Raw genomic sequence first — 22192 nt, forward strand, 5'->3', positions numbered from 1 at the left:
GCCTCCAACTTTTAAGCGACACTTCGCTCAAAAACGACCAAGGCTGTAAATCTTGTCTTTCTAGCCCGTATAGGTGCGTGAAAAGCTTTAAGTTAGAGTTTTTCTGATAGTTGCTCAGTGCCGCCAAAAGTGAGCACTCTGTTGTACGCCACCAACAGCCAACTATAATCGGTCAAGTAGCCCTACTGGTTCAAAGTAGTTGATATTTTCGGCTCGCACAGCAGCGAATAAAAAATTATTGCCTTAGGACGCAACAAAAGCTCATAGGTGTTAGCCTTGCAGTGCGTCATATAAATCTAATGCCCATGATCTAAATTTAATTGCCATGAAGGCTCCAAACCCAAGAATACCGAGTAGAAATAACAAGTTAACCTCAATGAATTGACTCAGATATTCTAAAGATGGTAATTCACTATCAACCTCGAACATTGTTTTCACGACACCTGCAACTGGTAGTGCAACGAACGAAACATAAATTGCCGCCCAAATCTTGTTGGATAAGTCCATAAACGAATCGGCAGTTTTTTCAATACTCTTATTCGATCTATTTCTTAAAAAAGGAAACTTCTTCATCAATTTGTCTCGAACCATGACGACTCCTCAGTGAATGCTAACGCTGCTGTAACCGGACCGAATTACGGAGCGGTTGTTTGTGCGACAGTGAGCAAAGCGGATGCACAAACTGCCGCGTAGTAATTTGGGTCCGGTTTACAGCCTTGTTATAAGCTGACATTTTTACGCACATAGTTCCATGCAGTAACGGCACACGCTGCACCGAATAGACCATAAAGACCCAGAAAAGTGGCTGATTGAAAACTGAACTCGGTGCCAGCCACGCCAAACATTAAAACCGGTGTGAGCGCACCAAATATAAAACCAACCGCTAAGTAAATTACAAAATACGCATATTCCGGAAGTTGATATTTCTGACGAATCTTAATCAATGGGTACGCCAACACAATGCACCAGAACACCGCTATAGGAAATGCAATAAAGCCAAATATTGTTGCTGCACCGCCATACGCAGGCAGGCTAACCAATACAAGTAGAACAGCCCCCACAAAGGCGGCTTGAATACTTGATGTTATTACATGCTTCCACATTGCATTGCCTTATAACGCTTAGCTAATTGGCTGCCGCAGCATAGCGTAGGCAGTCCAGTGGAGGCCACGCTGTTTGTGGCCGGAACGAAATTAAGCAACTTGTTATATGCCAAACACACCCCGCCTAGTAGTACCAAACAAAAAAAGCAGCGCATAAAAACATGATTATGTATGGTGCAAGACAAATACACTTCAACGACTTCTTTATTGCTGGTTTAGGCCACAAATAGTAGTAAATAAATACCGGGAGAAAAAGGCTGCTGGCATAGGTCGAAATTGCAATGATATAGCCACCCTCGTATGCAAAGTAACCACCAAAGTAAAGCCAATAAATACCAAATAGGGACACCGCACTCAACACGGCTAATAGCGTAGAATACCCAATTAAAACCCAGCTTTTTGGTGCTAGCGCGTCCATTCTATGTTTTAACCTCTGTCCTTTCTGAGCATATAACATTTGTATATTGTGCGTGCGCGTTTAACAACTCGTCCAATTGATGGTTTTCAGCTCTTAACTTACTGAGCAAGTAGGCATTCCTAACTTGAAAGAATCCGAGTTAGCAAAGGCAATTTGAGCATGCTCAGTTACGCTCTACCGAGCGCACAATATCCAACTTTTATTTTTGTTATATCATTGACAGTAAACGACTTAAACACACAACACAATAACAAAACACGCAATATCGCCGAAGTGAATGTGCCGTACATTGCTGGCGACACCATCACTTACTAATAACGCGACGGCTAGTCAATAGTTGCAGTAACCTGAAAGTCAAAAGGTCCGGTGTTCGCTCAAAGCGGACGTTACATTCCCAACAACCTAAAGCAAAAGCACGCATCCATAAAAATCCCATGCCCCATCTCAAATAATAACTTTTGAATGAATTATGACCTAAATTTGCAATCATGACAAAAAACAATTAACTTTGAATATACAATACTAGCACGGAGTTAACAAAATGGAATTACAGAATATTTTGGCGGCGCTCGACCAAAACAAAGCTGCCGAAAATGCAAATGTGGCCCGCCTAATCCCGCACGTTAATCTCAAACAAAATGAAGAACGTTTAACGTCCATAGTATTAGCATCTGTTAAAATCGTCCCTGAATTCGCGGACGTGCTACTCGCGTCGCTCGGTCAGCGTATTGGAACACGTTCAAAAATTGATTGCTTTGTTGAATTGCAGTTAGAACGTAATGCTAAGACGAATAAAGCATCGGAGCGACCTGATGGCCTGATAGTTCATCGGACTGGACGCAGTCAATGGATTTGTTTGATTGAAGCTAAATCAGGAAATGATAAGTTAGATCTTGCTCAAGTTGAAAAATATATAAAGCTCGCAGAACGGCATAACGGTCAGCACTCTACCCAAAAGAATCCAGTCCCCAATATTGATGCCTTTCTAACTATCACTAATGATTTTGTTGCCGTTCCCGAGCATCATCCACTGGCAAAAGAACTTCCTAAGAAACTAAAAGCAAGTCCTGACGTTTACCACTGGTCTTGGACATACATTTTAACTCAAGCAGAGCTACTTCTTTCACAGGATGATTTCACCGACTTAACGAAACGAGCCGTTATCAAAGAACTCGTTGAATACATGGAGTCTGCAAACTCTGGTGTACAACAATTTACACAAATGAATGACGGATGGAGGCAATTCATTCAGCTTAGCCAAAAGAGAGAAATTACTAATAAGACAAAGGATGGTCAGGAATTACTAGAAAATTGTGTTTCTGCCTGGCATCAGGAATGCCGCGATATTGTTCTTTTACTATCGCGTGAAGTTCGCGCCCCGGTTGCGTTAAAGCTCTCGAGAGCGCATACCAAGGATGCACGCAAACGATTAGACGACGATATTAAGAAGGTACTTAACGAGTTCGTATTAGAATGTGAAATAGAAGTTCCTAAAGCGGCTTCGTTGATATCGATTAAAGCGGATACTTACGGTCGACGTTTAGCACTCAGTATTACGTTAGATTGCAATGGGGTGAGAAAATCGCCAGAAGCCACATTAAATTGGTTTTTGAAGCAACTCGATATTAAATCTGAATGGCCATTATCGCTGATTTGTATTGGTCCTCGAAATAAACGATATCCAACTAGTTTCAAATGCTCAGAAATACTCAAGGATTACAGTCACGTTGTTGGTGATAAATTGGATTTCACACCTGAACGTTTAGAATTTACGTGGGAAGTGAACATGTCGTCTGATATGGATAAAAGTCGTAAATTTATTGAACGTCTTGAAGATAGCGTTCGTGATTTTTATCGGAATGTTGTGCAAAACATGAAGTCAGCCCCTCCCATCCCACCCAAGATGCAAGAGACTGAATGATTGAGGGCCTTTCCTTTCACTGTAATCACTGGCGAAATACCGATATACGATAGTTAATCATTGATTAAGAGTAGCCCTCCAGCGCCCCGCTGCATACTCCCCTATCCCACAGCCGGGTTCATCCGCCATCAGTTTGAGCAGGCCCTCATACATGAGCTTAGCTAAATCTTCTCGACCGAGTAGCTTTAAACTCGTTAGCACGCGCGTAATGCGTGCATTGTTGTGCGAGTCAAAGGTAAACCAATCCGTTTTGCGCTCTGCAAAATTATCGCCTATGGCTAATTGCGGGCCCTGCTCGGTGTTGATCACCTTAAGGCCTAACAGCGCACAAAAACGGACAAAGCTGCGTACGAGATTGTCTTGGGCACGGGCGTTGTTGCGCAAAAAATTGATGGTCGGTTCATCTAGAACCGGCGCGTACATATTGCCTGCGCTGGCGGTGGTTAACGGAAACATCCATTGAATAAACATATGGCTGCGCTCCAGCCAGCTGTCGGGCTTACTCCATAAATCGAACAGCGTATAACCACGATCATTCGCTGCGCCTGCAGTATAAAAGGCCTTCAACTGTTCGAGGCGTTGCTGGTTGGTGCTAGCTGTATCAGGCATGTGTATCTCCGGCTAGTTCAACCGCAGCCACCGGCATGCCAACCAATAAGGCGATGACGTTTTCGATGTGTTCGCCACGCACCATGTCTTCGTCAAAACTGCTGCTCAATGCCTGATAGAGCGCGGCCTCCATGGCAAAGCCTTGCTGCGCAAGTTTGAACGCATGTGCGGCAATGAGCATGTACTCATCCTTGCAGTCGTTCTCAACGCAGCAGGTATGCATGGGGTCGGTGTTGAACAACGCCAGGTTGATATCCTCCACCCGTAAGCGTTTTAGTTGTCGGCTTGGCCTTGGGCCGCTGTAACCACGCCGATCCAGCTCGGCATGCAATTCATCAAACTGTTTTTGCCGACCCCACATCGACATCCAGTTGATGTAGGGCGTACTCTGTATGCGTGTTAACAAGTGCACCAGTTGGCACGTCGATAAGCATGTTGTCATCTGTCATCCCCTGTTACTTATTCTAAGTAATATCCACTAATCTTTTCTCCACGAATGCCATTGTGAAGCTTAGGGATGACGGTTTGTGTCGCACTTGCATGATTATTATTTCATCAGCGCTACTTCTCCCCAAGGCATGCGCTTACGGCCCTGCGGAGCAATCACCCAAAGTACCGGTTGTGATGGCGGCTGTGGTGGTAAATCCACGTGGCCGTCGGTAAAGAATACGAGGGCTTGGGTTGGATTGCTGCGAACATAGTCAAACACTTCATGAAAAGCCGTGCCGCCGAAACCCCTCACCTGATAATCACTGATGGTTAGTGGCCGATCGGGGCTTACTTGGCGAATATCCTGAATTTTGCTGTCACATTGCAATATAGTCACTTGATATGAGGCGAAACTCCCTAGCAAGTGCCGCAATTGCTCCAAGAATTGGCCAAGATAAGGAATGCAGCTACCCGATGTGTCCAACGCTAAGGTCAGATCAATGTGTTCGCTGCGCTGCCGTGGTAAATACAGCCCGCGGTGAATGTGCCGGCGTGAAGGCGGAAACCATTGCCGTTCGCCGCGTAATTGACGCTGAATATAACGCCGCAACAGCTGTTGCCAGGGCATGGGTGGTGTGACAATACCTTTGATGCGCTGGGTTAAATGCCCGGGTAAATTGCCAATGCCCCTGCCACTGGCCATTAGCTGCTGGCCCGACTGTTAGCCTGATAAATGATCACCAGACTTCGCTCGCACAACTGTTGCAGTTGTGCGGCGACGTTGGGGTTATCTAACACCGTAAACGGCACTACCAACAGCTGCTTATAATCAGTTTTTAGGCTTCGTTGATGCAAATAGTCCCCGCCCTGCCAGCTTAAGTCAACGTGGTTTATTGGCCCTTCGATATGGATGCTAGCAGCGGCTGTTTGTTTTTTTGCATGGAGATCAAGGTGCAGCACCAGTGGCACCTGCGCAGGGTTAGTAATACGCTGTAACAACGGCATATCACGCAGGCTAATATGATGCTTCTGTGACGCAGACTGACGTAAATTAATGGTGTGCGTTTGTTCGCATTTAATCAAATCAGTCCACACCGCTTGCGGGTCTGTTAAATCAATAACGGGCGTGACTTGCTGATGAAGAAAATTTCCAGAGGTACGATCTTGCATACAGGGCTCCTTAGCTTGAGCTCAAGTATGCCTGCCGCGGGTGACAACTTGTGTCGCCTGCTTTAATGTGGGTTATTTCGTATTTTTCACACGCGCTGCAAAGCATCGATTATAGTTAAATCATGAGTAAAACAAGGTCTTTAAATCTTTTGCATTGCGGATATCCCTTCATAATTTTGCAATTATTTTTTAATTGCAAAAATTATTAAATTGACTAGAATCAAGGACGATTTCATGACCAAGGCAGAGAAATTACGCGCACGCATACTTGAATACCCAACGCGCAGTGACATTCGCCATGACGAGTTAAGGCAATTTTTACTGAATCTTGGCTTGATCGAAATGCTTTACGCGACGTCATTGCCAAAATTAAAAAACTAGGGCTATTAAAGTGAGTTTCGAGACCATGCAAAAATTACTTAAACACAAAGGTTACCAAGGCACTGTTGAGGTCGACTTTGACAAAGGTGTGCTCTACGGCAAAGTTCTGTTTATCAATAGCTTGATTACGTATGCCGGCGCTACGCCCGCTGAGCTACAGCTTAGTTTTGCTCAAGAAGTCGACGACTACATTAGTGACTGCGCAGAACTTGGTGTTGAACCAGAAAAACCGTTTAGCGGCACCTTCCAAATACGTTGCTCGCCTTCATTGCATAAAGAGCTGACCGCTCAGGCGCTTAGCGCCGGTATTTCGTTTAACAAGTACGTGGTTTCGGTGCTTGCGGGTGAACACTCTTAACTAAAACGTTCGCTCTTGCGGTAATTCCACGTGCTCGGCGGTGTCGTGCTGCAGGGCACGCGCCACTTCTTTGTAGAATTTCTGCCGAAAATCAGCCGGTGCCTTTACTTTTAAGTAGGGCGCGCGGGCCAGTAGCCACTGAATCAGGTTCAGTGTGTATGGCACGGTAACCGTCATGTTGAACACCGTGTTGTAGCCTTTTATTGGTGTGATTTTCTGGTTGTCGCCCAAATGCGAATCTTCTACTTCGCGGCGCACTGAATTAAAGATCTCCAGGTGCAGCTCAAACGGCTCGCCGTAACGAAAGGCCAACTCACCATTCTTTTCATATTCGGCCAGATTGAAGTTTTGCACGCGAGGTTCATCAAACAGTGTTTGTTTTACCGCACTGATGCGTGAAAAAGGAAGCTGGCGAATTTTATCTTGGTGTGCTGGGTCGCTGCTGTGCATGCGGCAAATGAGGTATGGCACGCTGCCGCGATAGAAAATACTCAAGGCGGTGACGGTTAATTGCTTGGCGGCGTCACCTTGATGGCTGTGATAATCCACTTTGAGCACTTCTTGGCTGAGAGCTGCGTTAATCAGCCGCTGGTAAATGGTCTTGTTGATTTTAGGCGGCTTTAGGTGGTGTGACGCTGGTGCCACACGCACCCGCTTGCTCCAGTTCGCCGCGGCGGTGTCGCTGTTATTGAGTTTGGCTTGGGCGCGTTTAAACAAGCCGTTAAGTGGCTCTAGGATATGGCTGGGGGTGATATGTGCCAGTTGCTTTTCAGCCACCAGTAGCGCCAGTGCCACCGAGTCTTCAATATCAAACAGTTTGTCGAAGTCGCTACGGTCGATGTGCCACACGTTGTCGTCGTCGCGATACACCCCGAAGTAGCCTTCTAGCGCTGCCATATCGCGCTGCACGCTGCGGCGCACCTTGCTGCTTACGGCGCCTTGACCGTCGAGGGATTCCATCAGTTGGCTGATGGTTTTGGGCCCTTGATACAATGCCTGCAAATGCAGTAGCAGCCGGATGGCGCCTTCTTTGCTTGAACCCTTTTGATTATTAGTTGGCATGCCTTCGCCCCATTCCTTGTTGTTTCTGCTACAAGATAATGCGACGATCGCTTACGCTTTGCAAGCTTGGAAAGCGGTGCGGCCCCACCTACGGAGCTAAGGCCGGAGCCGGGTCCGGAGGTGGGTCTGCAAGTCCTTCAGCGCAGTACGAGCGTGGGGGTGCGGCTTTCTTTTAGCATCGCCATGGTGGTGCTACCCACCAGAAATTGGCGAATGCGCGAGTGGCCGAAAGCGCCCATCACCATCAAGTCGATGTTGTGTTCGGTTTGATACTGGTGCAAGGTGGCTTCCACGTCGCCGGCGCGCAGTGCCACTATCACTTCATGGCCAGCGGCCTGCAGAGCTTGTTCAGCCCACTTAAGTTTATCCCAGTTGTTGGCGGTATCGGCATCCACCATCACCACGTGAATCGGCATGCCTTTAAACAACGGGCTTTGCGCCAACATCTCGACGCCCTTTTGCGTGGTTTTGCTGCCATCAAAAGCCAGCATCGCTGAACCTGGCTCGCTGTAGGTATCGGGGGTTAGCAATAGCGGTCGGTGCACCGTGCGAATCACGGTTTCTAGCTGGCTGCCAACTTGTTGCAAGGTATTCGCTGAGGCCTCGCCGTGCAAACCTAACACGGCTAATCTTACGTCACCTTCAAGTGCTCGTAGGTTCTCGGCTAACTCGCCATGGCGCTGACGTTGCACCACCTCGGTTACCCCCAGTTTGTGCAGCTTGTCTTCTGCCAGTTGCAACATTACATGACCGTGCTCAAGTGCTACTTTTGCGCGCTGGGCATCTAGGTCTGCTAGTTGTTCGAGCAAATGCTCGCGCGTGCCTAGGCCAATGTTGCCCGATAATTCCGTTGTAGCTTGCGATTTCAGCTCATCTAGCACATGCAACAACATCACCGGAGCCGCTAATTGTTTGGCGGCCCAAGCCGAATAGTCACTTACCGCGGTGTTGCGCGAGGCACCATCAATACAGCTAATCACGTATGACATCAGTTTTCCCTTATTATTGTTTTAATGGCCGCCCATAATGCTATCAGCGGCGTCGGGTTTATCGTGCACGCCAAAGCGGTCGACGATGGTGGCGCTGGCTTCGCTTAGACCTCGTACTTCAACTTCGGCGCCTTCGCGACGGAATTTAATCACCACTTTGTCGAGCGCACCTACGGCAGTGATGTCCCAAAAATGAGCTTTGGTGAGATCAATCACAACCTTATCAATGGCTTCTTTAAAATCAAACGAGTCTATGAACTTGTCGGCCGAGGAGAAAAATACTTGACCCACCACGGTATAAATACGCTCGGTGCCCGCTGCATCTATGCTCGAAGATACATTCATAAAGTGACCGATCTTATTGGCAAAGAACATGGCGGCTAGTAACACACCAACGCCCACACCAATAGCAAGGTTATGAGTCGCCACCACCACGATCACCGTGGTGACCATCACAATGTTGGTAGATAACGGGTGTTTTTTGAGGTTGCGAATAGAATCCCAACTGAAAGTACCAATAGATACCATGATCATCACTGCAACTAGGGCCGCCATGGGGATTTGCGTGAGCCACTCGTCCAGCACCAAGATCAGTACCATTAAGAACACCCCTGCGGTGAGGGTAGATAAGCGCGTCCGCCCACCTGATTTAACGTTTATCACCGACTGCCCAATCATCGCACAACCAGCCATACCGCCCATCAAGCCAGCCCCGATGTTGGCAATGCCTTGGCCTTTGCATTCACGGTTTTTGTCGCTGGGAGTATCGGTTAGGTCATCAACGATAGTCGCTGTCATTAAAGATTCTAATAAACCTACCACGGCTAATCCGGCTGAATAAGGGAAGATAATCGCCAGCGTTTCTAGGTTAAGAGGTACATCCGGCCACAAGAAAATAGGTAAGGTATCGGGTAAGTCGCCCATATCGCCTACGGTGCGAATATCGATGTTCCAGAAAATGGCGACCAGCGTTAACGAGATGATACAAACCAGCGGCGATGGCAGCATTTTGCCGATCACAGGTACGTACGGGAATAGATAAATGATACCTAAGCCTGCCGCGGTCATGGCGTACACATGCCAAGTTACGTTGGTTAACTCCGGTAGTTGCGCCATAAAAATCAAAATTGCTAGCGCGTTAACAAAGCCGGTTACCACCGAACGCGACACAAACCGCATCAACGAACCGAGTTTTAAGTAGCCTGCCCCAATCTGCAACACCCCGGTTAATAAGGTTGCGGCTAATAAATATTCCAGTCCGTGGTCGCGTACTAGGGTCACCATCAATAACGCCATCGCGCCCGTTGCGGCTGAGATCATGCCTGGACGCCCTCCCGTAAAGGCGATGATTACCGCGATACAAAACGAGGCATAAAGACCAATTTTAGGGTCCACACCGGCGATGATAGAAAAGGCAATAGCCTCGGGAATAAGAGCTAGGGCAACCACAATACCCGCTAACAAATCGCCACGGATATTTGAAAACCACTGGTTCTGAATGGTTTTGAGCATAAATAAGGTTTCGCTTTTCAGTTAATTTGCTTATTAATTAAAAAATCAAGGCTAGTTCAAGCGTACAGAAATGAGCTGCATTTAAGTTTAAATGCAACCTAGGATACTTGCGATTGGTTGGGTGCTATGGCGGCGTAAGGTTAGACAAACCCTTGAGTCTCCGTAAGTCGTTATTGGTTGTGTGCTTGGGCGCGGATTATAACCCTATCAACTTATGAACGCAAAACCGCGAGGTCAGGCGAGACATTCAGGCTTGCCCAGAAAATAACCTTTGACTTATGTGAGAATAAGCGTAGAGTAAGCGGCGTTGGTTAAGAAACAGCAAGTTAAATCTCCTCTACGTAGCATTATTAGCAGTAAATCTTCGTCCTGTAGTTTTAAATTTCCATTTTTTACCCGCATTACTCTGTTCATAGCAGCTTGCTATGGCAGCAAACTTTTTAAATTTCAGGATTAATATTATGTCTAATACAGTAACTGGTACCGTAAAGTGGTTTAACGAAGCAAAAGGTTTTGGTTTTATTGAGCAACAAGGTGGCGCAGACGTATTTGCTCACTTTAGCGCCATTGCTAGCACCGGTTTCAAAACTTTAGCCGAAGGCCAACGTGTATCGTTCACGATCACTCAAGGTCCTAAAGGCCCACAAGCTGAAAACATCGTTGCCGTATAATTATACGTTAGCGTTGGTTTAAATGAAAAAGAGCGACTTAGTCGCTCTTTTTTTATGCCTGTCGCTCACCTCTAAGCTTTTTCAACAAGCAACTTGATTTATCCACTCCTTCACTCCATATTGTTTATCATGTTACTTTAGTAAATTCTAAATAATAAGGAGGTGTGACCTATGAGCACCATCATTGCTGCCTGCCCTAGTTGCCATAAAAAGAATCGCGTCGCTAACGATAAGCCGCGAGCCGAGGCGAAATGCGGCGCCTGTAAAGCCCCCCTGTTTAACGGCGAGGCCTTTGCCGTAAACGCCGATCAGTTTCGGGCCCACCGCGACAGTGACTTACCCTTGGTGGTGGATTTTTGGGCCAGTTGGTGCGGCCCCTGCCAGCAATTTGCGCCGGTATTTGCGCAAGTAGCTAAGCAATATGCCAATCAAGCCAGGTTTGTGAAAATCAGTACCGAAACCGAGCCTCATCTAGCTCAGCATTTTATGATTCGTAGTATTCCTACCTTGATGTTGATTAAGAATGGGCAAGAAGTTGCACGCCAAGCAGGTGCCATGGGGCCAGCCCAATTAACTCAATGGTTAAATCAGCATCTTTAAAAGCCAGCGACAGCGAATAAGACACTGCCCCATACTACGGCCATCAGTACTAACGCAAAAAACACAGCAGCCGAGGCGATATCTTTCGCACGGCCGCTGAGTTCATGAAACTCCGCCCCCACTCTGTCAACGACGGCTTCTACCGCTGAATTTAAGAGCTCAGTAATCAGTAAAATAAAGACCGTGAGAATCAGCAATAAGCGTTCGCTCAAGGTTATTTCTAAGCTAACTGCAATGACCACTAATACCGTAGCTAATAGCAAGTCTTGCCGAAACGCAGCTTCATAGCGCCACGCCATTTTAATGCCACGAAGTGAATTAAAAGTGGCGTGAATAATTCTTGCGATGCCTGTTTTATTTGATTTCATAAGCCACGGGTACCCGCACGTGAATGAATGGTTGCTCAATTGTGTAAGCAAGCTTATCTGGTTTTTCTTAAGCTTGCCTTAAGCCAACAAAAATAATCTAGAAAGCATGTTTTTAGCTAGATAGTAAGGCTTACCATGCAGACGTTAAAACACCCCCACGCATTGATGGTGTTGCGTCCACTCGCCTATTTTTATGGGATAAATTTAGTTTTACTGGGTGCTTTTAGACTGGCGTACTGGTATCTGTATCACGAGCGGGCATCGGCAGCTACCCAACTGAGTCATTATTTACTGAGTGGCGTACGTGCTGATTTCATTATGCTTGGCTATGGCGCTTTACTGGTGCTGTTGGTGTTACCTATCTTCCTACTAGCCCATGCACAGCAAGCGTGGCAGCGCTTTAGTGTATGGCTGCTCACGCTTTTTAGCTTTTTTATGCTGTTTATGGAACTAGCAACACCTGCCTTCATCGCCCAATACGATACCCGCCCTAACCGCCTTTTCTTTGAATATTTGGCTTATCCAGCAGAAGTATTTGCTACCCTTTGGCATGGGTTTCGGGGCTGGTTAATCCTCTCCATCGTGGCATCAATGGCCTTAGGCTGGGGTTTATTTCGTGTCAGCCAATATCAACTACGTCAACCCAGTCATACGGTATCCCGTTGGCAAATCGCTCTGATACTTCCGTTAGCACTCGCAGTGGCGCTGATAGGAGTGCGCTCCACTTGGTCTCATCGTCCCGCTAATCCGGCTTTTTTCGCCACCACGGCAGATCCGCTTATCAATAGCTTACATTTAAGTTCAGGCTATACGTTACTGTATGCTCTCTATAATTTGAAACATGAGAGCCAAGCGAACCGAGGTTATAGTCAACTTTCAGATGCAGATATTTTTGCAGTAATAAAAACCGAACCCTATCTTAAAAATTATCAGTTTAGCCATCCTGAATTACCCACCTTACATTATCAGCCTGCTAGCATTCAGCGTGATAAACCTCTGAATATAGTCATTATTTTAGAAGAAAGCTTAGGAGCCACTTTTGTCCCGTCACTCGGCGGTAAAACCGTGAACGGCCAGTCTTTAACGCCAAATCTTGAACAATTGAAGCAACATGGATGGTGGTTTGAGCAACTTTATGCGACTGGTATTCGTTCGGTTCGTGGTATTGAAGCTGTTGTTGCTGGCTTCTTACCTACCCGTGCTCGCTCGACGGTAAAATTAACTCACTCACAACGAGATTTTTTCACCTTAGCCAGTTTGTTGCGGCAGCAGCACTATCACACGGAGTTCTTGTATGGCGGTGAAGCTCACTTCGACAACATGGCTAGCTTTTTTAGTGGTAATGGCTTCGCTTCTATTGTCGACAAACGAGCTTTTACTGAGCCTAAATTTGAAGGGAGCTGGGGGGTATCTGACGAAGACTTATTGGATCGTTTACACCAACAACTCATGCAGCGTGATGATACTAAGCAGCCCTATTTTGTGCTGGCCTTTAGTAGTTCTAATCACGAGCCATTTGAGTATCCCGCTGATGCTATTACTCCCGTAGAGCAACCTGTTCATAGCCTCAATAATGCTGTTCGTTACGCTGATCACGCCTTAGGTAAATTTTTTGCACAAGCTATGGCCAGCGATTATTGGCACAATACACTGTTCTTAGTGGTGGCAGATCACGATACCCGAGTCTACGGAGATGACCTTATTCCTGTGAGTAAATTTCATATTCCTGGGCTCATTCTTGGAGCTGATTTAAGCCCCAAGACTATCCCTCATGTCGCTAGCCAAATCGATCTTTTACCGACCCTGATTTCGCTTGCTGGTTTGTCGGGATTTATCCCTGCGGTTGGCCAAGATTTAAGTGCGGCACAACCTCCAGCAAATCGGGCGATGATGCAGTTTGGTGATTATTTCGGTTGGCTAGAGCACCAACAGTTGACCGTTTTGGGAGCGGATCAACAGGAGTTTAGATATCAGTACGACCCAATTAGCAAGCAGCTTACACCACTTGCAATGCCACTTATTGAAACGCAAGAGCAGCGTATTAGGGCTTTCGCTGCCTTACCTTCGGTGCTTTATCAGCAACGATTATACCGGCTGCCAGAGCCTAACATCAGCCAGGAACTAACCCACTAACGCAGGTAGAGCTGCACGCAAAAGCGTTGATCGTGGTAGCTAAATTCGGGATCTACCTGCAACTGCGTGGCTAAATGAGCCACGATACTTAAGCCTAAGCCGGCCCCTTGTACATGCAGTTGTTTGCCACGATAAAAACGTTCGGTTAATCGCGTTATATCAAGCTGGTGCTGGCTATCTACTGGGTTACAAAGAAGCATCTGGTGCTGCTCTAGGGTTAACTGGATGCTACTTTGGGCAGGTGCATACTTGATCGCGTTATCTAGCAGGTTGTTGCACAACAGGTACCAATAACTTGCCGCTCCGGCGCGCTTGCAAGATGCCTCTAAATGGATCTCCGTGTGCAGCTGTTTTGCCTCAATACGGGCATAATTATCAGCCAAGACTTGGCGCCAAACTTTGGCAAGATCACAGGTGTCGGTGAGCTCCAACTGCCCTTCAACTTTGGCTAAGGTCAGCAAGCTTTCTACTAAATTAATGATGCGATTGGTGCTTTCTAACAGCTCGGTGATCTCTTGCTGGAGATCGCCTGAAGGGCTTTCCTGTAAGCGTTGTAGGCGTACTTTGAGGGCCGCTAACGGGGTTCTTAGTTCATGGGCTGCATCAGCAGAAAACCGCTTTTCGCGAGCAAAGCTTTGCTCAATGCGCGCTAAGTAATGGTTTAAAGAGCGCTTGACCAAATCCACTTCTTCGCCTTCATTGGCTAACGGAAATGGCGCATAATTATTATTGCTACGAAGCCTGAGTTGCTGCGCTAAGCGGGCAAAGCTTTTAAAGCCCCGATGAATAGCAAGCCAACCCAGCCACAGCATGAGTGGTAACAGCAACAGCACCGGGAAAATCGTGTCGATGGCTAAATCACTGCGTAATTCGGCTCTGAACTCATCTTCTTGCAGCAGCAGAATTCGACTTTGCCCATCCGCAGTTAGCATCCCAAACACGTGCCACAACTGCTCGCCTTGATAGGTGGTAAAGCCGGTCTGAAATGGCACTGCGGCAGCATCGGGTACTCCTTCGGTTAGCACTTGCCAACTGCCATCAAGCGCCTCAATACGATAAGCGATTCGGTCTTCATAACTGTGCTGCTGTAACGAAGGAACTACCAGGCTCTGCGCTTTGCTCGTGGTTAGTTGCAAGCGGGCTGGTTCAGCCACAATCACCGCAAGGGTTTTAGCTTGTTGAATCATTTCGGCGTCAAACAATTCGTCTACTTCGTGCCGTACTTCAAGATAAATCCAGCTGACGGTGATGCCCGAGCAGAGCAAGTATACGGCGGATACGGCAATGAGGATACGCCGCCGAATGGAAGTTGATTTACCTAACAGGCTGGTCAAAGCATCGGTAAATGAACGCATTTATTGAGCCCCCTGGCCCGGCTGTTTTAGCCGGTATCCAATGCCGCGAATTGTCTCTATCCACTCTTTATTACCGAGCTTTTTGCGTAGATTTGACACATGAACCTCAAGCGCATTACTTTCGATGTCTGTGTCTTGATCAAACACCGAGGCTTCTAGTTGGTCACGGCTGTGAACCCGACCGGGCTGTAAGATCAGCGCTTTTAACAGCTCAAACTCGCGCCGCGATAAACTAATCGGTTGTTGCTGTAGCTGCACCACTCGGGTTTCGGTGTTGAGTTGCAACTCGCCTAGGCTGAGTGTGGCCGACGTATGCCCTTGTTGGCGTCGGATCAAAGCACGTAAACGCGCTCCTAATTCGTTGAGATCAAAGGGCTTGGTGAGATAATCATCAGCGCCGTTGTCCAGTTGCTGGACAATTTCATGACTGTTATCGCGTGCGGTTAAGATCAGAATCGGTAACCGTAGTCCACGTTTGCGACAATTGATCAGCACGCGCGAGCCTTCCAGATCAGGTAAACCTAAATCGAGAATCATCGCCTGATAGGCATGGTGTTGTAGCGCACTAATGGCGGCTGCTCCCGTTTGCACCCAAGCCACATTAAAGCCACGATCGTTAAGGCCAAGCGCTACCGCTTGGCCTAACATCGCATCATCTTCTACCAGTAGAATGTGCATCTTATCTCACTTTTTCTTGAATCCGCTGGCGTAATGCCTGCACCTCTTTACGGCGTTCGGCATCGGCTAAAGGACGTTCTGGGCGCGGTGCTGCCGCTAAAGCCAGCTCGGTGTACCTAAGCGCCTGTTGATAGTCCCCTTGGTCAAATAAATAATCAGCGTAAAAATAGTTAGGGTCAATCCCATCTGGGTTTAATTCTAACGCTTTTTCAAGTAATTGCTTGGCCTTATCGTCATCGCCAAAGCCTAGTGGCCAGCCCGGTACTTTAAAGTAGAGCGTGCCTAAACTAGCATAAGCCGAACCTTGCAGGGCATCGGGTTGTAGCGCTAACGCTTGCTCTAGGCTGTTGCGAGCGGCTTTGGCCAGGCTCAGAGCACCTAACCCACCTTTGGCTCCAGCATAAGTGCTTTGCACAATACCTTGCCAAATATGGGCTTCAGCGCTTTGTGGCTGAGCCGCTACCCAAGCTTGTACATCGGCTAGCAGTTGTTCAAAGCCCTGCTGCTGGGCTTCGTCTGTAAGGCGGTAATTAACTTCGGCCCAGCGTTGTTGAATGTCACTTAAACGACTTTGCTGACCAGGCGCCACCATGGTCGACGCCGGTGTCTCCGTATTCGTGGCGATGGCTGCTGCTGGTAGTGCTAACAGGGTCAGGGCAACAACTGAGTAAGTAGATAGTTTCATTTCGATAACTCCTTCGTTAACCGATAAAGATGTTGTCTTGGTGAGCGCATGGAGTTCGCCACCAAACTTGGGATAAAGCCATTAAGCCAGGCAAAAAATCGCTCGGGCCAGCCCAGCACCTGCTTCGATTTACCGCGGGCAATTTGTTGCAGGACTTTGCGAGCCACCCATTCCGGCGCATCCGCGGTGCTACCGCAGGCTTGGTTCATCGCCACCGTAAGCGGGCTGTTGAAGTTGGTATCGATAGCCCGCGGAGCGCAGTACATCACCGTTATTTGCTGCGCGGGTAGTTCCCGTTGCAGTGCTTCGGTAAAGCCACGCAAGCCATACTTGCTCGCACAATAGAGGGTTTGCCCAGGAAAGCCGATGCTGCCAAACACCGAACCTAGGTTCATTAACCAGCCCCGCTGATGGGGCAGATACGGCAATATCAGCGCACTTAATTGCATGGGTGCCAGTAGGTTGGTTTGTATCACCTCAGCGATAGCCGTTGTCGATTGCTGGCTAAACAAGCCCGCATGATTGATCCCGGCATTGTTGATCAGGCCAGTAACAGGCGTCTGCGTGGTGCGCCAATGCAACACGTAATCAAGTAATGCTTGTTGTCCTGCCGTGGTGGTGATGTCGGCTTGCAAATAAGATTGCTGTAGCTGCTGCGCCAAGGCTTCGAGGCTGCTGCTATTGCGCCCCACCAACAACACCTTGGCTCCGGCCGCGCTTAGTTGTTGCGCGATACAACGCCCTAACCCACCGGCGGCACCAGTCAACAGCACATGCTGGTTAGTCCACGAGAACGTCGCCATCTAAACACTCCTCTGCGCCAGCTCAGGCAGAGCACGGAACATATCGCCGTACAATCGATACACTTGCTTGGCGGTGGTGATAATGGCCGCTTGCGCCACTGGATCAGTCACTTTATCCATCAATTGGGCAAAGAACTGCACATGTTCGAGATCTAACGAACCATGTGAATTTAAGTAACTAAAAGCACGGTCAGGTAAGGCCAATTGCTGTTGAATGGTACCTGCTGCTTGGCTAGCTAATTTTACACTGGTGCCTTCAAGCACATGGGCCATGCCGAAAAAGGCAGTCGGATGGAGCAAATCAATATTGCCATGCACCACCGCCACCATAGCCGCAGTACTGGCATGAGGTTGGCTGTTCTGCACCGACTCTGGGTCGATACCGGTCGCTGCTAAGTCGTTGAGGATCCATTGCTCGTGACCGTACTCTTCGTTGATGTAGTCGATCAGCGCTTGTCGCAGCCATTCTTGTTGATGGCTGATAGCGCTCCCCGCCCGCATCAGCAACGGCGTGGTGTATTTCACGTGATGGTAGGCTTGCTGCAAAAAGGCTTGATACAGCGGTAAGCTGATCTCACCCTGCAGTGCTTGTGTGATCACCGGGGCGCTGAGTAAGTAGCTTTGCTCGTCTGCTGTAGCCGTTACTAAGGTATTGAAAAAACTCATACAAATAACCTCTCTGAGGACAAATAGTGGGCGTAGACCTTGGCAATTTCAGCCCGGCGTAGACGTCCGGTACCGGTTAACTGCGCGTTGTTGATTGAAAATACTGAGTCTGCTCGGTGCCATGCATGCAGCCGAGCATAGTCAGGTAAACTTTGATTCACTTTGGCGATGGCGGCATTGATGGCGCTATCACTGACCTCGGCTGCCGCCACGATAATGCCGGTTAAGGGTAAGGTTTCACTGCCAAACACGGCGGCCTGATAAATTTCCGGCTGCTCGGTTAGCTCTGCTTCTACCCATTCGGGGTCGAGATTTCGACCAAATTCGGTGACGATGATGTGCTTTTTGCGACCTTTTATCAGCAGTCGGCCGTGCTCATCAAACTCGCCCCAATCGCCGGTACGAATACAGGTTGGATACCAACTACTGGGATCATGAAGATACCCCAGCATGGCGTTGCCAGAAACCACCACTTCGCCTTGCTCTAACCAGACTTTGGCATGATCTAAGGGCTTGCCCACGGTGCCGACTTGGTCCGTAGCCGTGCTTGTTGTGGGTTGGTTAAAACACACCACCGAACCAAATTCTGATAGCCCATAGCCTTGCAGCAAGGGGATTTTCAGAGCTAACGCTTGCCGTTCTAACTCGGGTAGCAAGCGCGCTCCGCCCACCGCAACCAGTTGCAAGTCAGGCAATTTGAGGTACTGCTGCTGCACCCCATAAACCAGCGCTTTGACTAACCCCGGGGTGACTATCAGGCTATGGGGCTGTAACTGATTCAACGCTTGAAAGAATGAGCTAAGCTGAAGTTCGTGCGCACCATGCATACCAAGCTTTGCGCCGGGTTGTAACTGCACCTGATAGCCGCGCCATAAACTTAGATACACACCCGCAAGGTTTTCCAGCAGCACCGCCAGTGGCATTAAGCTCAGATGCTTACGCACGGCTAGCTCTCCTAAGCGCTGATCTAACGCCACCAACGTGGTCTGAATATTTTGGGCGCTCAAACAGACCCCTTTGGGGGTGCCTGTGCTACCTGAGGTATAGGTGATTTTAACCGTGCCTAGCGGTAACGGCGGTGCGGGCTGCGCTACCAGTAACGGCTGCATACCAGCAGCATCAATCAACAGATTAGCGCCACTATCAAGCAAAACTTGTTGCTGCTGTTGGGCGCTGAAAAAGCTTGGGATGGGAATAGCCACGGTCGGCTGCACCGCATTGGCGGCCAAGATGGCCAGATCCGTCACCACCCATTGCACCGAGTTATCAAGCTGTATAGCAATTCGCGGTGATGTCATTTGACAGAATTGCAGACTAAGCTGGCTTACCTCATGATACAACTCAGCGTAGGTAAGACTGCGCTGGTGGTCTTGCAGGGCAAGCTGATGTGGCTGTTGTTGCGCATGCTGTTGCAAGCGTGCCATCAAAGGTATCAGGTTCAGCAATTGCGGTTGCATTAGCATGATAATGCCTCGCTACTGTGCGGCGCGGTGGCCGGCACTTGAGTTGTTAACGGCCAGCCTTGGTTTACAGCCACCAAAATCACCTGCGGTTGCTGTTGGTAATAGTTACCCCAGAGGCCCTGTAATGTGCTCGGCAGTTGCTGCTCATGAGCTAAACCTAACGGCTGGGTTTGGATACCCAAGCGCTGTAACTTAAGCTGCAAAAACCGCGTTACGGTAAACAATAGGTAGTTCTTATTAAGCGCTGTAGCTGCTTGATAAACCGCAGAAAAAAGTGGCGTCAGATAACGGCCATCAGCCACTGCTAATGAGCCTATCTCTGCGAGTTGTTGCCGCGAGACTGTGGCTGCAACCCTTGTTGCTATGCAATTTTGTGCGACTGTTGGTAAATAATATTCAGAAAACATCGGGCCCTGTTCTGCTAACTGAATAGCACAGGCCGCAACCACCTCTTCGTCTTCAAACAAAGCTAGCAACAGGGGTGGTAGCCGTTCTAAACAGGCCTGAAAATGAAGCCAATAGCGGTCGCAAATAAACCGCTCTACCTGGTTGCGTTTAGGGTGATTAGGTAAAATAAATTGAGACAACATCATCGAGCTCCATTGCTTGTAGCAGCTGATGGCTAGATTAGTTGGTGAAGCTTAAGAAAGGCTTAAGATGCTCAGCGGCAATGTGTCATAAAGGTGCGCAATAAAGTTCAGTGCAGGGCCCCAAAAAACGATCTTTTAACGCTTGTTTACGTAACTTATGTAACTTATGTAACTTATGTAAGCTACGTAACCTATAGCGCAATGATAAAGCGGAGTAGTCAGTATGGCTTTGATCTTATTTTATGATGGCGGTTGCCCACTGTGTGTGAACGAAATGCGCCACCTTAAACGCAAAGACAAACAACAACGATTGCAGTTTGAAAATATTTGGGCCACAGATTTCGCCGAGCGCTTTCCTCATATCGACGTAGCTGAAGCTAACCGCATTTTGCACGGTCAGCAATCTGATGGCACCATGCTGTACGGCCTCGATGTGACTCATGCCGCGTGGTCGGCGGTGGGTCGTGGTTGGCTGACAGCCGCATTACGCTGGCCGTTGATCCGCTGGCTGGCAGATCGTGGCTACTTATTTTTTGCTCGTAATCGCAATGGTATTTCGCGTTTAATTACGGGACGTGAGCGCTGCTTGCAATGTTCTTTAGATGAATAAACCAAGAGCTGCTAGTTAACCCACTCTTTTTAGCTCATTCATGAGGCTTTCTGTCAGCCGCTAGTAACCCATCGTTGTTATCTTGTAGTGATACACCTGTCACTAAAATCACTACAAGGACCTCTTATGTTGCCATCTCAATTTCTGTTGTCGCGTGTGGCTTGGGCTAGCGGCTTAGTGCTTGCTGGGAGTGCGCTACTTGGCTGCAGTGCTGGGCCTACTTCGGTTGCTGCCGAAGCATCGCCAGCGCAAGCAGTGACTGCAGCGAACACGCTGGTGTTAAGCGACGAGCCGCGTTACCAAGTGAGCCCTTATCCTGAGCGTATTACCTTATTGCCGGGCGCTGCTGCTAGCAGTTCAGCTCAAGTAACTTGGCGTACCAACAGTTCAGTTACCGAATCTTTGTTGCAACTCGCTGTGGCAACGCCGTCACCAGGATTGCATACGCAGGCCAAGCAACTGATAGGCCGCTCAATAAAGCTCAATAGCCCCAATGGCGAGGCCCATCATCATCGTGTGCAACTCAGCCAGTTGCAGCCTGATACCCTCTATGCCTATCGGGTTAAGGGACTGAACACTTGGAGTAGCTGGCATCAATTTAAAACCCCAGCGGCAGACTTTAAGCCTTATACCGCACTCTATTTTGGTGATGCTCAAAATGCGGTACTGTCGCATTACGCAAGAACCGTACGCGAAGCACTGTTAACCGCACCACGGGCTAAAGTGATGTTGTACGCAGGTGACTTGGTCAATTCGCGCGATGGGGTTCATGATGACGAATGGGCCGAGTGGTTTGCTGCCACCAGTTGGATGGCGGGTTCAATTTATCAATTACCAGCGGCCGGTAATCATGAGTTCAGTAGTGACGATGATCAACCTATCCGTTATTTGCTGCCGCATTGGGTGGCGCATTATGAGGTTGCCGGAAATGGTCCAGAAGCTTTGTCCGACACCGTTTACTACAGTGATGTGCAGGGCGTTCGCTATATCGCGCTAGACTCTACCGAGGCGTTGCAATCAGAGCAATTGGCACAAGTGCAAGCACAATGGCTAGAGCAGGTGTTAGCCAATAACCCAAACCGCTGGACGGTGGTTTTTCATCATCATCCGATGCATTCAGTCTCGATGGGCCGTGACAATCCCCCCCTGCGTAAGTATTGGCAGCCTCTTTATGATAAATACCAAGTTGATCTGGTCTTGCAAGGCCATGATCATACCTACGGCCGTGACCATCAAGCTGCCTCAGCCACCGCTACGGATAACCAAGGGCCGGTTTATGCTGTGTCTGTAGCTGGGCCGAAAATGTATTTGGTGAGTGAGCAGGCGCAGGCCACAATGGACCGTCTAGGCGAAGATACCCAGCTATTTCAAACCTTAGAATTTCATCAAGACCGGGTAAAATATCAAGCCTTTACTGCTACTGGTGAGCTCTATGATGCGTTTGTCTTACATAAAACCGCCGCGGGTAAACAGGTTGAAGACCTTCAGCCTACCACGGCTGAGCGTCGTTGTAGCAACCCAAACAAACCTAAACCTCATCGCTGTTGGAATGGCACAGATTTAATTCATGCCCCAGCGGCAGCTCAGTAACGGTAAAATAAAAACCCCCAGCCCTGCA

General features: G+C 48.4%; 25 protein-coding genes. 8 read left to right on the plus strand and 17 right to left on the minus strand.

Annotated features, from left to right (window positions below):
* Positions 1–270 precede the first annotated feature (270 nt).
* Together KGF88_RS05870 and KGF88_RS05875 are read right to left on the minus strand one after the other, a co-directional pair.
* Positions 271–591: a hypothetical protein gene (locus KGF88_RS05870; protein ID WP_153826622.1), complete on the minus strand. Its 321-nt coding sequence runs from the start codon at positions 589–591 to the stop codon at positions 271–273.
* A 128-nt stretch (positions 592–719) separates the two neighbouring features.
* Positions 720–1103 carry a hypothetical protein gene (locus KGF88_RS05875; protein ID WP_153826623.1) on the minus strand — a complete coding sequence of 128 codons (384 nt, stop codon included), beginning with the start codon at positions 1101–1103 and terminating at the stop codon, positions 720–722.
* Between the two features lie 959 nt (positions 1104–2062).
* Here KGF88_RS05875 and KGF88_RS05880 point away from each other — a divergent pair.
* Positions 2063–3442: a hypothetical protein gene (locus KGF88_RS05880; RefSeq protein WP_153826624.1), complete on the plus strand. Its 1380-nt coding sequence runs from the start codon at positions 2063–2065 to the stop codon at positions 3440–3442.
* Between the two features lie 57 nt (positions 3443–3499).
* Here the strand turns inward: KGF88_RS05880 and KGF88_RS05885 are convergent, their stop codons facing one another.
* From KGF88_RS05885 to KGF88_RS05900, 4 genes are all read right to left on the minus strand, one after another.
* Entirely contained in the window at positions 3500–4051 is a 552-nt protein-coding gene (locus tag KGF88_RS05885; protein WP_153826625.1) for an opioid growth factor receptor-related protein, read from the minus strand.
* Entirely contained in the window at positions 4044–4493 is a 450-nt protein-coding gene (locus KGF88_RS05890; RefSeq protein WP_153826626.1) for a hypothetical protein, read from the minus strand. The genes KGF88_RS05885 and KGF88_RS05890 overlap by 8 nt, the downstream gene beginning before the upstream one ends.
* 105 nt (positions 4494–4598) lie before the next feature.
* The gene (locus KGF88_RS05895; RefSeq protein ID WP_153826627.1) at positions 4599–5183 is read right to left on the minus strand and encodes a VWA-like domain-containing protein; all 585 of its coding nucleotides are present in this window, start codon (positions 5181–5183) and stop codon (positions 4599–4601) included.
* A complete protein-coding gene (locus tag KGF88_RS05900) occupies positions 5183–5650 on the minus strand; it encodes a hypothetical protein (protein WP_153826628.1) in 468 nt (155 codons plus the stop codon). Before KGF88_RS05900 ends, KGF88_RS05895 begins: the two co-directional genes overlap by 1 nt.
* A gap of 234 nt (positions 5651–5884) precedes the next feature.
* On the opposite strand from KGF88_RS05900, the gene KGF88_RS05905 reads away from it, so the two are divergent.
* Both KGF88_RS05905 and KGF88_RS05910 read left to right on the plus strand, forming a co-directional pair.
* Positions 5885–6031, plus strand: coding sequence for a hypothetical protein (locus KGF88_RS05905; protein ID WP_153826629.1), 147 nt, complete (start codon positions 5885–5887; stop codon positions 6029–6031).
* A 25-nt stretch (positions 6032–6056) separates the two neighbouring features.
* On the plus strand, positions 6057–6389 hold the full coding sequence (locus tag KGF88_RS05910; RefSeq protein WP_153826630.1) for a type II toxin-antitoxin system HicB family antitoxin: 333 nt from the start codon (positions 6057–6059) through the stop codon (positions 6387–6389).
* Here KGF88_RS05910 and KGF88_RS05915 read toward each other — a convergent pair whose 3' ends face one another.
* The 3 genes from KGF88_RS05915 to KGF88_RS05925 form a co-directional block, all read right to left on the minus strand.
* A complete protein-coding gene (locus tag KGF88_RS05915; RefSeq protein ID WP_153826631.1) occupies positions 6390–7451 on the minus strand; it encodes a helix-turn-helix transcriptional regulator in 1062 nt (353 codons plus the stop codon).
* Between the two features lie 137 nt (positions 7452–7588).
* Positions 7589–8440: a universal stress protein gene (locus KGF88_RS05920; protein ID WP_153826632.1), complete on the minus strand. Its 852-nt coding sequence runs from the start codon at positions 8438–8440 to the stop codon at positions 7589–7591.
* A 21-nt stretch (positions 8441–8461) separates the two neighbouring features.
* The gene (locus KGF88_RS05925) at positions 8462–9952 is read right to left on the minus strand and encodes a SulP family inorganic anion transporter (RefSeq protein ID WP_153826633.1); all 1491 of its coding nucleotides are present in this window, start codon (positions 9950–9952) and stop codon (positions 8462–8464) included.
* A gap of 461 nt (positions 9953–10413) precedes the next feature.
* Between KGF88_RS05925 and KGF88_RS05930 the strand changes: the two genes are divergently transcribed.
* Together KGF88_RS05930 and trxC are read left to right on the plus strand one after the other, a co-directional pair.
* Positions 10414–10623 (plus strand): cold-shock protein, encoded by a 210-nt coding sequence (locus tag KGF88_RS05930; protein WP_110076361.1) that lies wholly within the window; start codon positions 10414–10416, stop codon positions 10621–10623.
* Positions 10624–10794: 171 nt separating this feature from the next.
* Complete coding sequence (gene trxC, locus KGF88_RS05935) at positions 10795–11223, plus strand: thioredoxin TrxC (RefSeq protein ID WP_153826634.1); 429 nt, start codon at positions 10795–10797, stop codon at positions 11221–11223.
* On the opposite strand, the gene KGF88_RS05940 is transcribed toward trxC, so the two are convergent.
* Complete coding sequence (locus KGF88_RS05940; RefSeq protein WP_110076326.1) at positions 11220–11591, minus strand: diacylglycerol kinase; 372 nt, start codon at positions 11589–11591, stop codon at positions 11220–11222. The two genes, trxC and KGF88_RS05940, sit on opposite strands and share 4 nt — an antisense overlap.
* Before the next feature lie 135 nt (positions 11592–11726).
* On the opposite strand from KGF88_RS05940, the gene KGF88_RS05945 reads away from it, so the two are divergent.
* Entirely contained in the window at positions 11727–13724 is a 1998-nt protein-coding gene (locus tag KGF88_RS05945) for an LTA synthase family protein (RefSeq protein WP_228759516.1), read from the plus strand.
* Here the strand turns inward: KGF88_RS05945 and KGF88_RS05950 are convergent.
* Genes KGF88_RS05950 through KGF88_RS05980 form a run of 7 tightly spaced genes read right to left on the minus strand, consistent with a single transcriptional unit; the run spans position 13721 to position 19967 of the window.
* Positions 13721–15079 carry a histidine kinase dimerization/phospho-acceptor domain-containing protein gene (locus KGF88_RS05950; protein ID WP_153826635.1) on the minus strand — a complete coding sequence of 453 codons (1359 nt, stop codon included), beginning with the start codon at positions 15077–15079 and terminating at the stop codon, positions 13721–13723. The two genes, KGF88_RS05945 and KGF88_RS05950, sit on opposite strands and share 4 nt — an antisense overlap.
* Entirely contained in the window at positions 15080–15757 is a 678-nt protein-coding gene (locus KGF88_RS05955; protein ID WP_153826636.1) for a response regulator, read from the minus strand.
* 1 nt (position 15758) lies between these two features.
* Entirely contained in the window at positions 15759–16442 is a 684-nt protein-coding gene (locus tag KGF88_RS05960) for a tetratricopeptide repeat protein (protein ID WP_110076322.1), read from the minus strand.
* Positions 16439–17245: an SDR family oxidoreductase gene (locus KGF88_RS05965; protein WP_110076321.1), complete on the minus strand. Its 807-nt coding sequence runs from the start codon at positions 17243–17245 to the stop codon at positions 16439–16441. Before KGF88_RS05965 ends, KGF88_RS05960 begins: the two co-directional genes overlap by 4 nt.
* Entirely contained in the window at positions 17246–17911 is a 666-nt protein-coding gene (locus tag KGF88_RS05970; RefSeq protein ID WP_110076320.1) for a TenA family transcriptional regulator, read from the minus strand. It abuts the gene before it with no gap.
* Positions 17908–19374 (minus strand): AMP-binding protein, encoded by a 1467-nt coding sequence (locus KGF88_RS05975; RefSeq protein ID WP_228759517.1) that lies wholly within the window; start codon positions 19372–19374, stop codon positions 17908–17910. Before KGF88_RS05975 ends, KGF88_RS05970 begins: the two co-directional genes overlap by 4 nt.
* On the minus strand, positions 19368–19967 hold the full coding sequence (locus KGF88_RS05980) for a thermostable hemolysin (protein WP_153826637.1): 600 nt from the start codon (positions 19965–19967) through the stop codon (positions 19368–19370). The genes KGF88_RS05975 and KGF88_RS05980 overlap by 7 nt, the downstream gene beginning before the upstream one ends.
* 220 nt (positions 19968–20187) lie before the next feature.
* Here KGF88_RS05980 and KGF88_RS05985 point away from each other — a divergent pair, with 220 nt between their 5' ends.
* A complete protein-coding gene (locus tag KGF88_RS05985; RefSeq protein ID WP_110076318.1) occupies positions 20188–20574 on the plus strand; it encodes a thiol-disulfide oxidoreductase DCC family protein in 387 nt (128 codons plus the stop codon).
* A gap of 126 nt (positions 20575–20700) precedes the next feature.
* Positions 20701–22164, plus strand: coding sequence for a purple acid phosphatase family protein (locus KGF88_RS05990; RefSeq protein WP_153826638.1), 1464 nt, complete (start codon positions 20701–20703; stop codon positions 22162–22164).
* Positions 22165–22192 lie beyond the last annotated feature (28 nt).

Origin of the sequence: Idiomarina loihiensis, assembly GCF_024584785.1 — a bacterium.
Classification (GTDB): domain Bacteria; phylum Pseudomonadota; class Gammaproteobacteria; order Enterobacterales; family Alteromonadaceae; genus Pseudidiomarina; species Pseudidiomarina fusca.

Coding starts and splice junctions, on each gene's coding strand:
- KGF88_RS05915 (WP_153826631.1), bottom strand. CDS start 7,451: ATGCCAACTAATAATCAAAAGGGTTCAAGCAAAGAAGGCGCCATCCGG.
- KGF88_RS05930 (WP_110076361.1), top strand. CDS start 10,414: ATGTCTAATACAGTAACTGGTACCGTAAAGTGGTTTAACGAAGCAAAA.
- KGF88_RS05955 (WP_153826636.1), bottom strand. CDS start 15,757: ATGCACATTCTACTGGTAGAAGATGATGCGATGTTAGGCCAAGCGGTA.
- KGF88_RS05895 (WP_153826627.1), bottom strand. CDS start 5,183: ATGGCCAGTGGCAGGGGCATTGGCAATTTACCCGGGCATTTAACCCAG.
- KGF88_RS05890 (WP_153826626.1), bottom strand. CDS start 4,493: ATGACAACATGCTTATCGACGTGCCAACTGGTGCACTTGTTAACACGC.
- KGF88_RS05885 (WP_153826625.1), bottom strand. CDS start 4,051: ATGCCTGATACAGCTAGCACCAACCAGCAACGCCTCGAACAGTTGAAG.
- KGF88_RS05905 (WP_153826629.1), top strand. CDS start 5,885: ATGACCAAGGCAGAGAAATTACGCGCACGCATACTTGAATACCCAACG.
- KGF88_RS05870 (WP_153826622.1), bottom strand. CDS start 591: ATGGTTCGAGACAAATTGATGAAGAAGTTTCCTTTTTTAAGAAATAGA.
- trxC (WP_153826634.1), top strand. CDS start 10,795: ATGAGCACCATCATTGCTGCCTGCCCTAGTTGCCATAAAAAGAATCGC.
- KGF88_RS05990 (WP_153826638.1), top strand. CDS start 20,701: ATGTTGCCATCTCAATTTCTGTTGTCGCGTGTGGCTTGGGCTAGCGGC.
- KGF88_RS05910 (WP_153826630.1), top strand. CDS start 6,057: ATGCAAAAATTACTTAAACACAAAGGTTACCAAGGCACTGTTGAGGTC.
- KGF88_RS05925 (WP_153826633.1), bottom strand. CDS start 9,952: ATGCTCAAAACCATTCAGAACCAGTGGTTTTCAAATATCCGTGGCGAT.
- KGF88_RS05965 (WP_110076321.1), bottom strand. CDS start 17,245: ATGGCGACGTTCTCGTGGACTAACCAGCATGTGCTGTTGACTGGTGCC.
- KGF88_RS05945 (WP_228759516.1), top strand. CDS start 11,727: ATGCAGACGTTAAAACACCCCCACGCATTGATGGTGTTGCGTCCACTC.
- KGF88_RS05980 (WP_153826637.1), bottom strand. CDS start 19,967: ATGATGTTGTCTCAATTTATTTTACCTAATCACCCTAAACGCAACCAG.
- KGF88_RS05920 (WP_153826632.1), bottom strand. CDS start 8,440: ATGTCATACGTGATTAGCTGTATTGATGGTGCCTCGCGCAACACCGCG.
- KGF88_RS05940 (WP_110076326.1), bottom strand. CDS start 11,591: ATGAAATCAAATAAAACAGGCATCGCAAGAATTATTCACGCCACTTTT.
- KGF88_RS05875 (WP_153826623.1), bottom strand. CDS start 1,103: ATGTGGAAGCATGTAATAACATCAAGTATTCAAGCCGCCTTTGTGGGG.
- KGF88_RS05985 (WP_110076318.1), top strand. CDS start 20,188: ATGGCTTTGATCTTATTTTATGATGGCGGTTGCCCACTGTGTGTGAAC.
- KGF88_RS05975 (WP_228759517.1), bottom strand. CDS start 19,374: ATGCTAATGCAACCGCAATTGCTGAACCTGATACCTTTGATGGCACGC.
- KGF88_RS05900 (WP_153826628.1), bottom strand. CDS start 5,650: ATGCAAGATCGTACCTCTGGAAATTTTCTTCATCAGCAAGTCACGCCC.
- KGF88_RS05970 (WP_110076320.1), bottom strand. CDS start 17,911: ATGAGTTTTTTCAATACCTTAGTAACGGCTACAGCAGACGAGCAAAGC.
- KGF88_RS05960 (WP_110076322.1), bottom strand. CDS start 16,442: ATGAAACTATCTACTTACTCAGTTGTTGCCCTGACCCTGTTAGCACTA.
- KGF88_RS05880 (WP_153826624.1), top strand. CDS start 2,063: ATGGAATTACAGAATATTTTGGCGGCGCTCGACCAAAACAAAGCTGCC.
- KGF88_RS05950 (WP_153826635.1), bottom strand. CDS start 15,079: ATGCGTTCATTTACCGATGCTTTGACCAGCCTGTTAGGTAAATCAACT.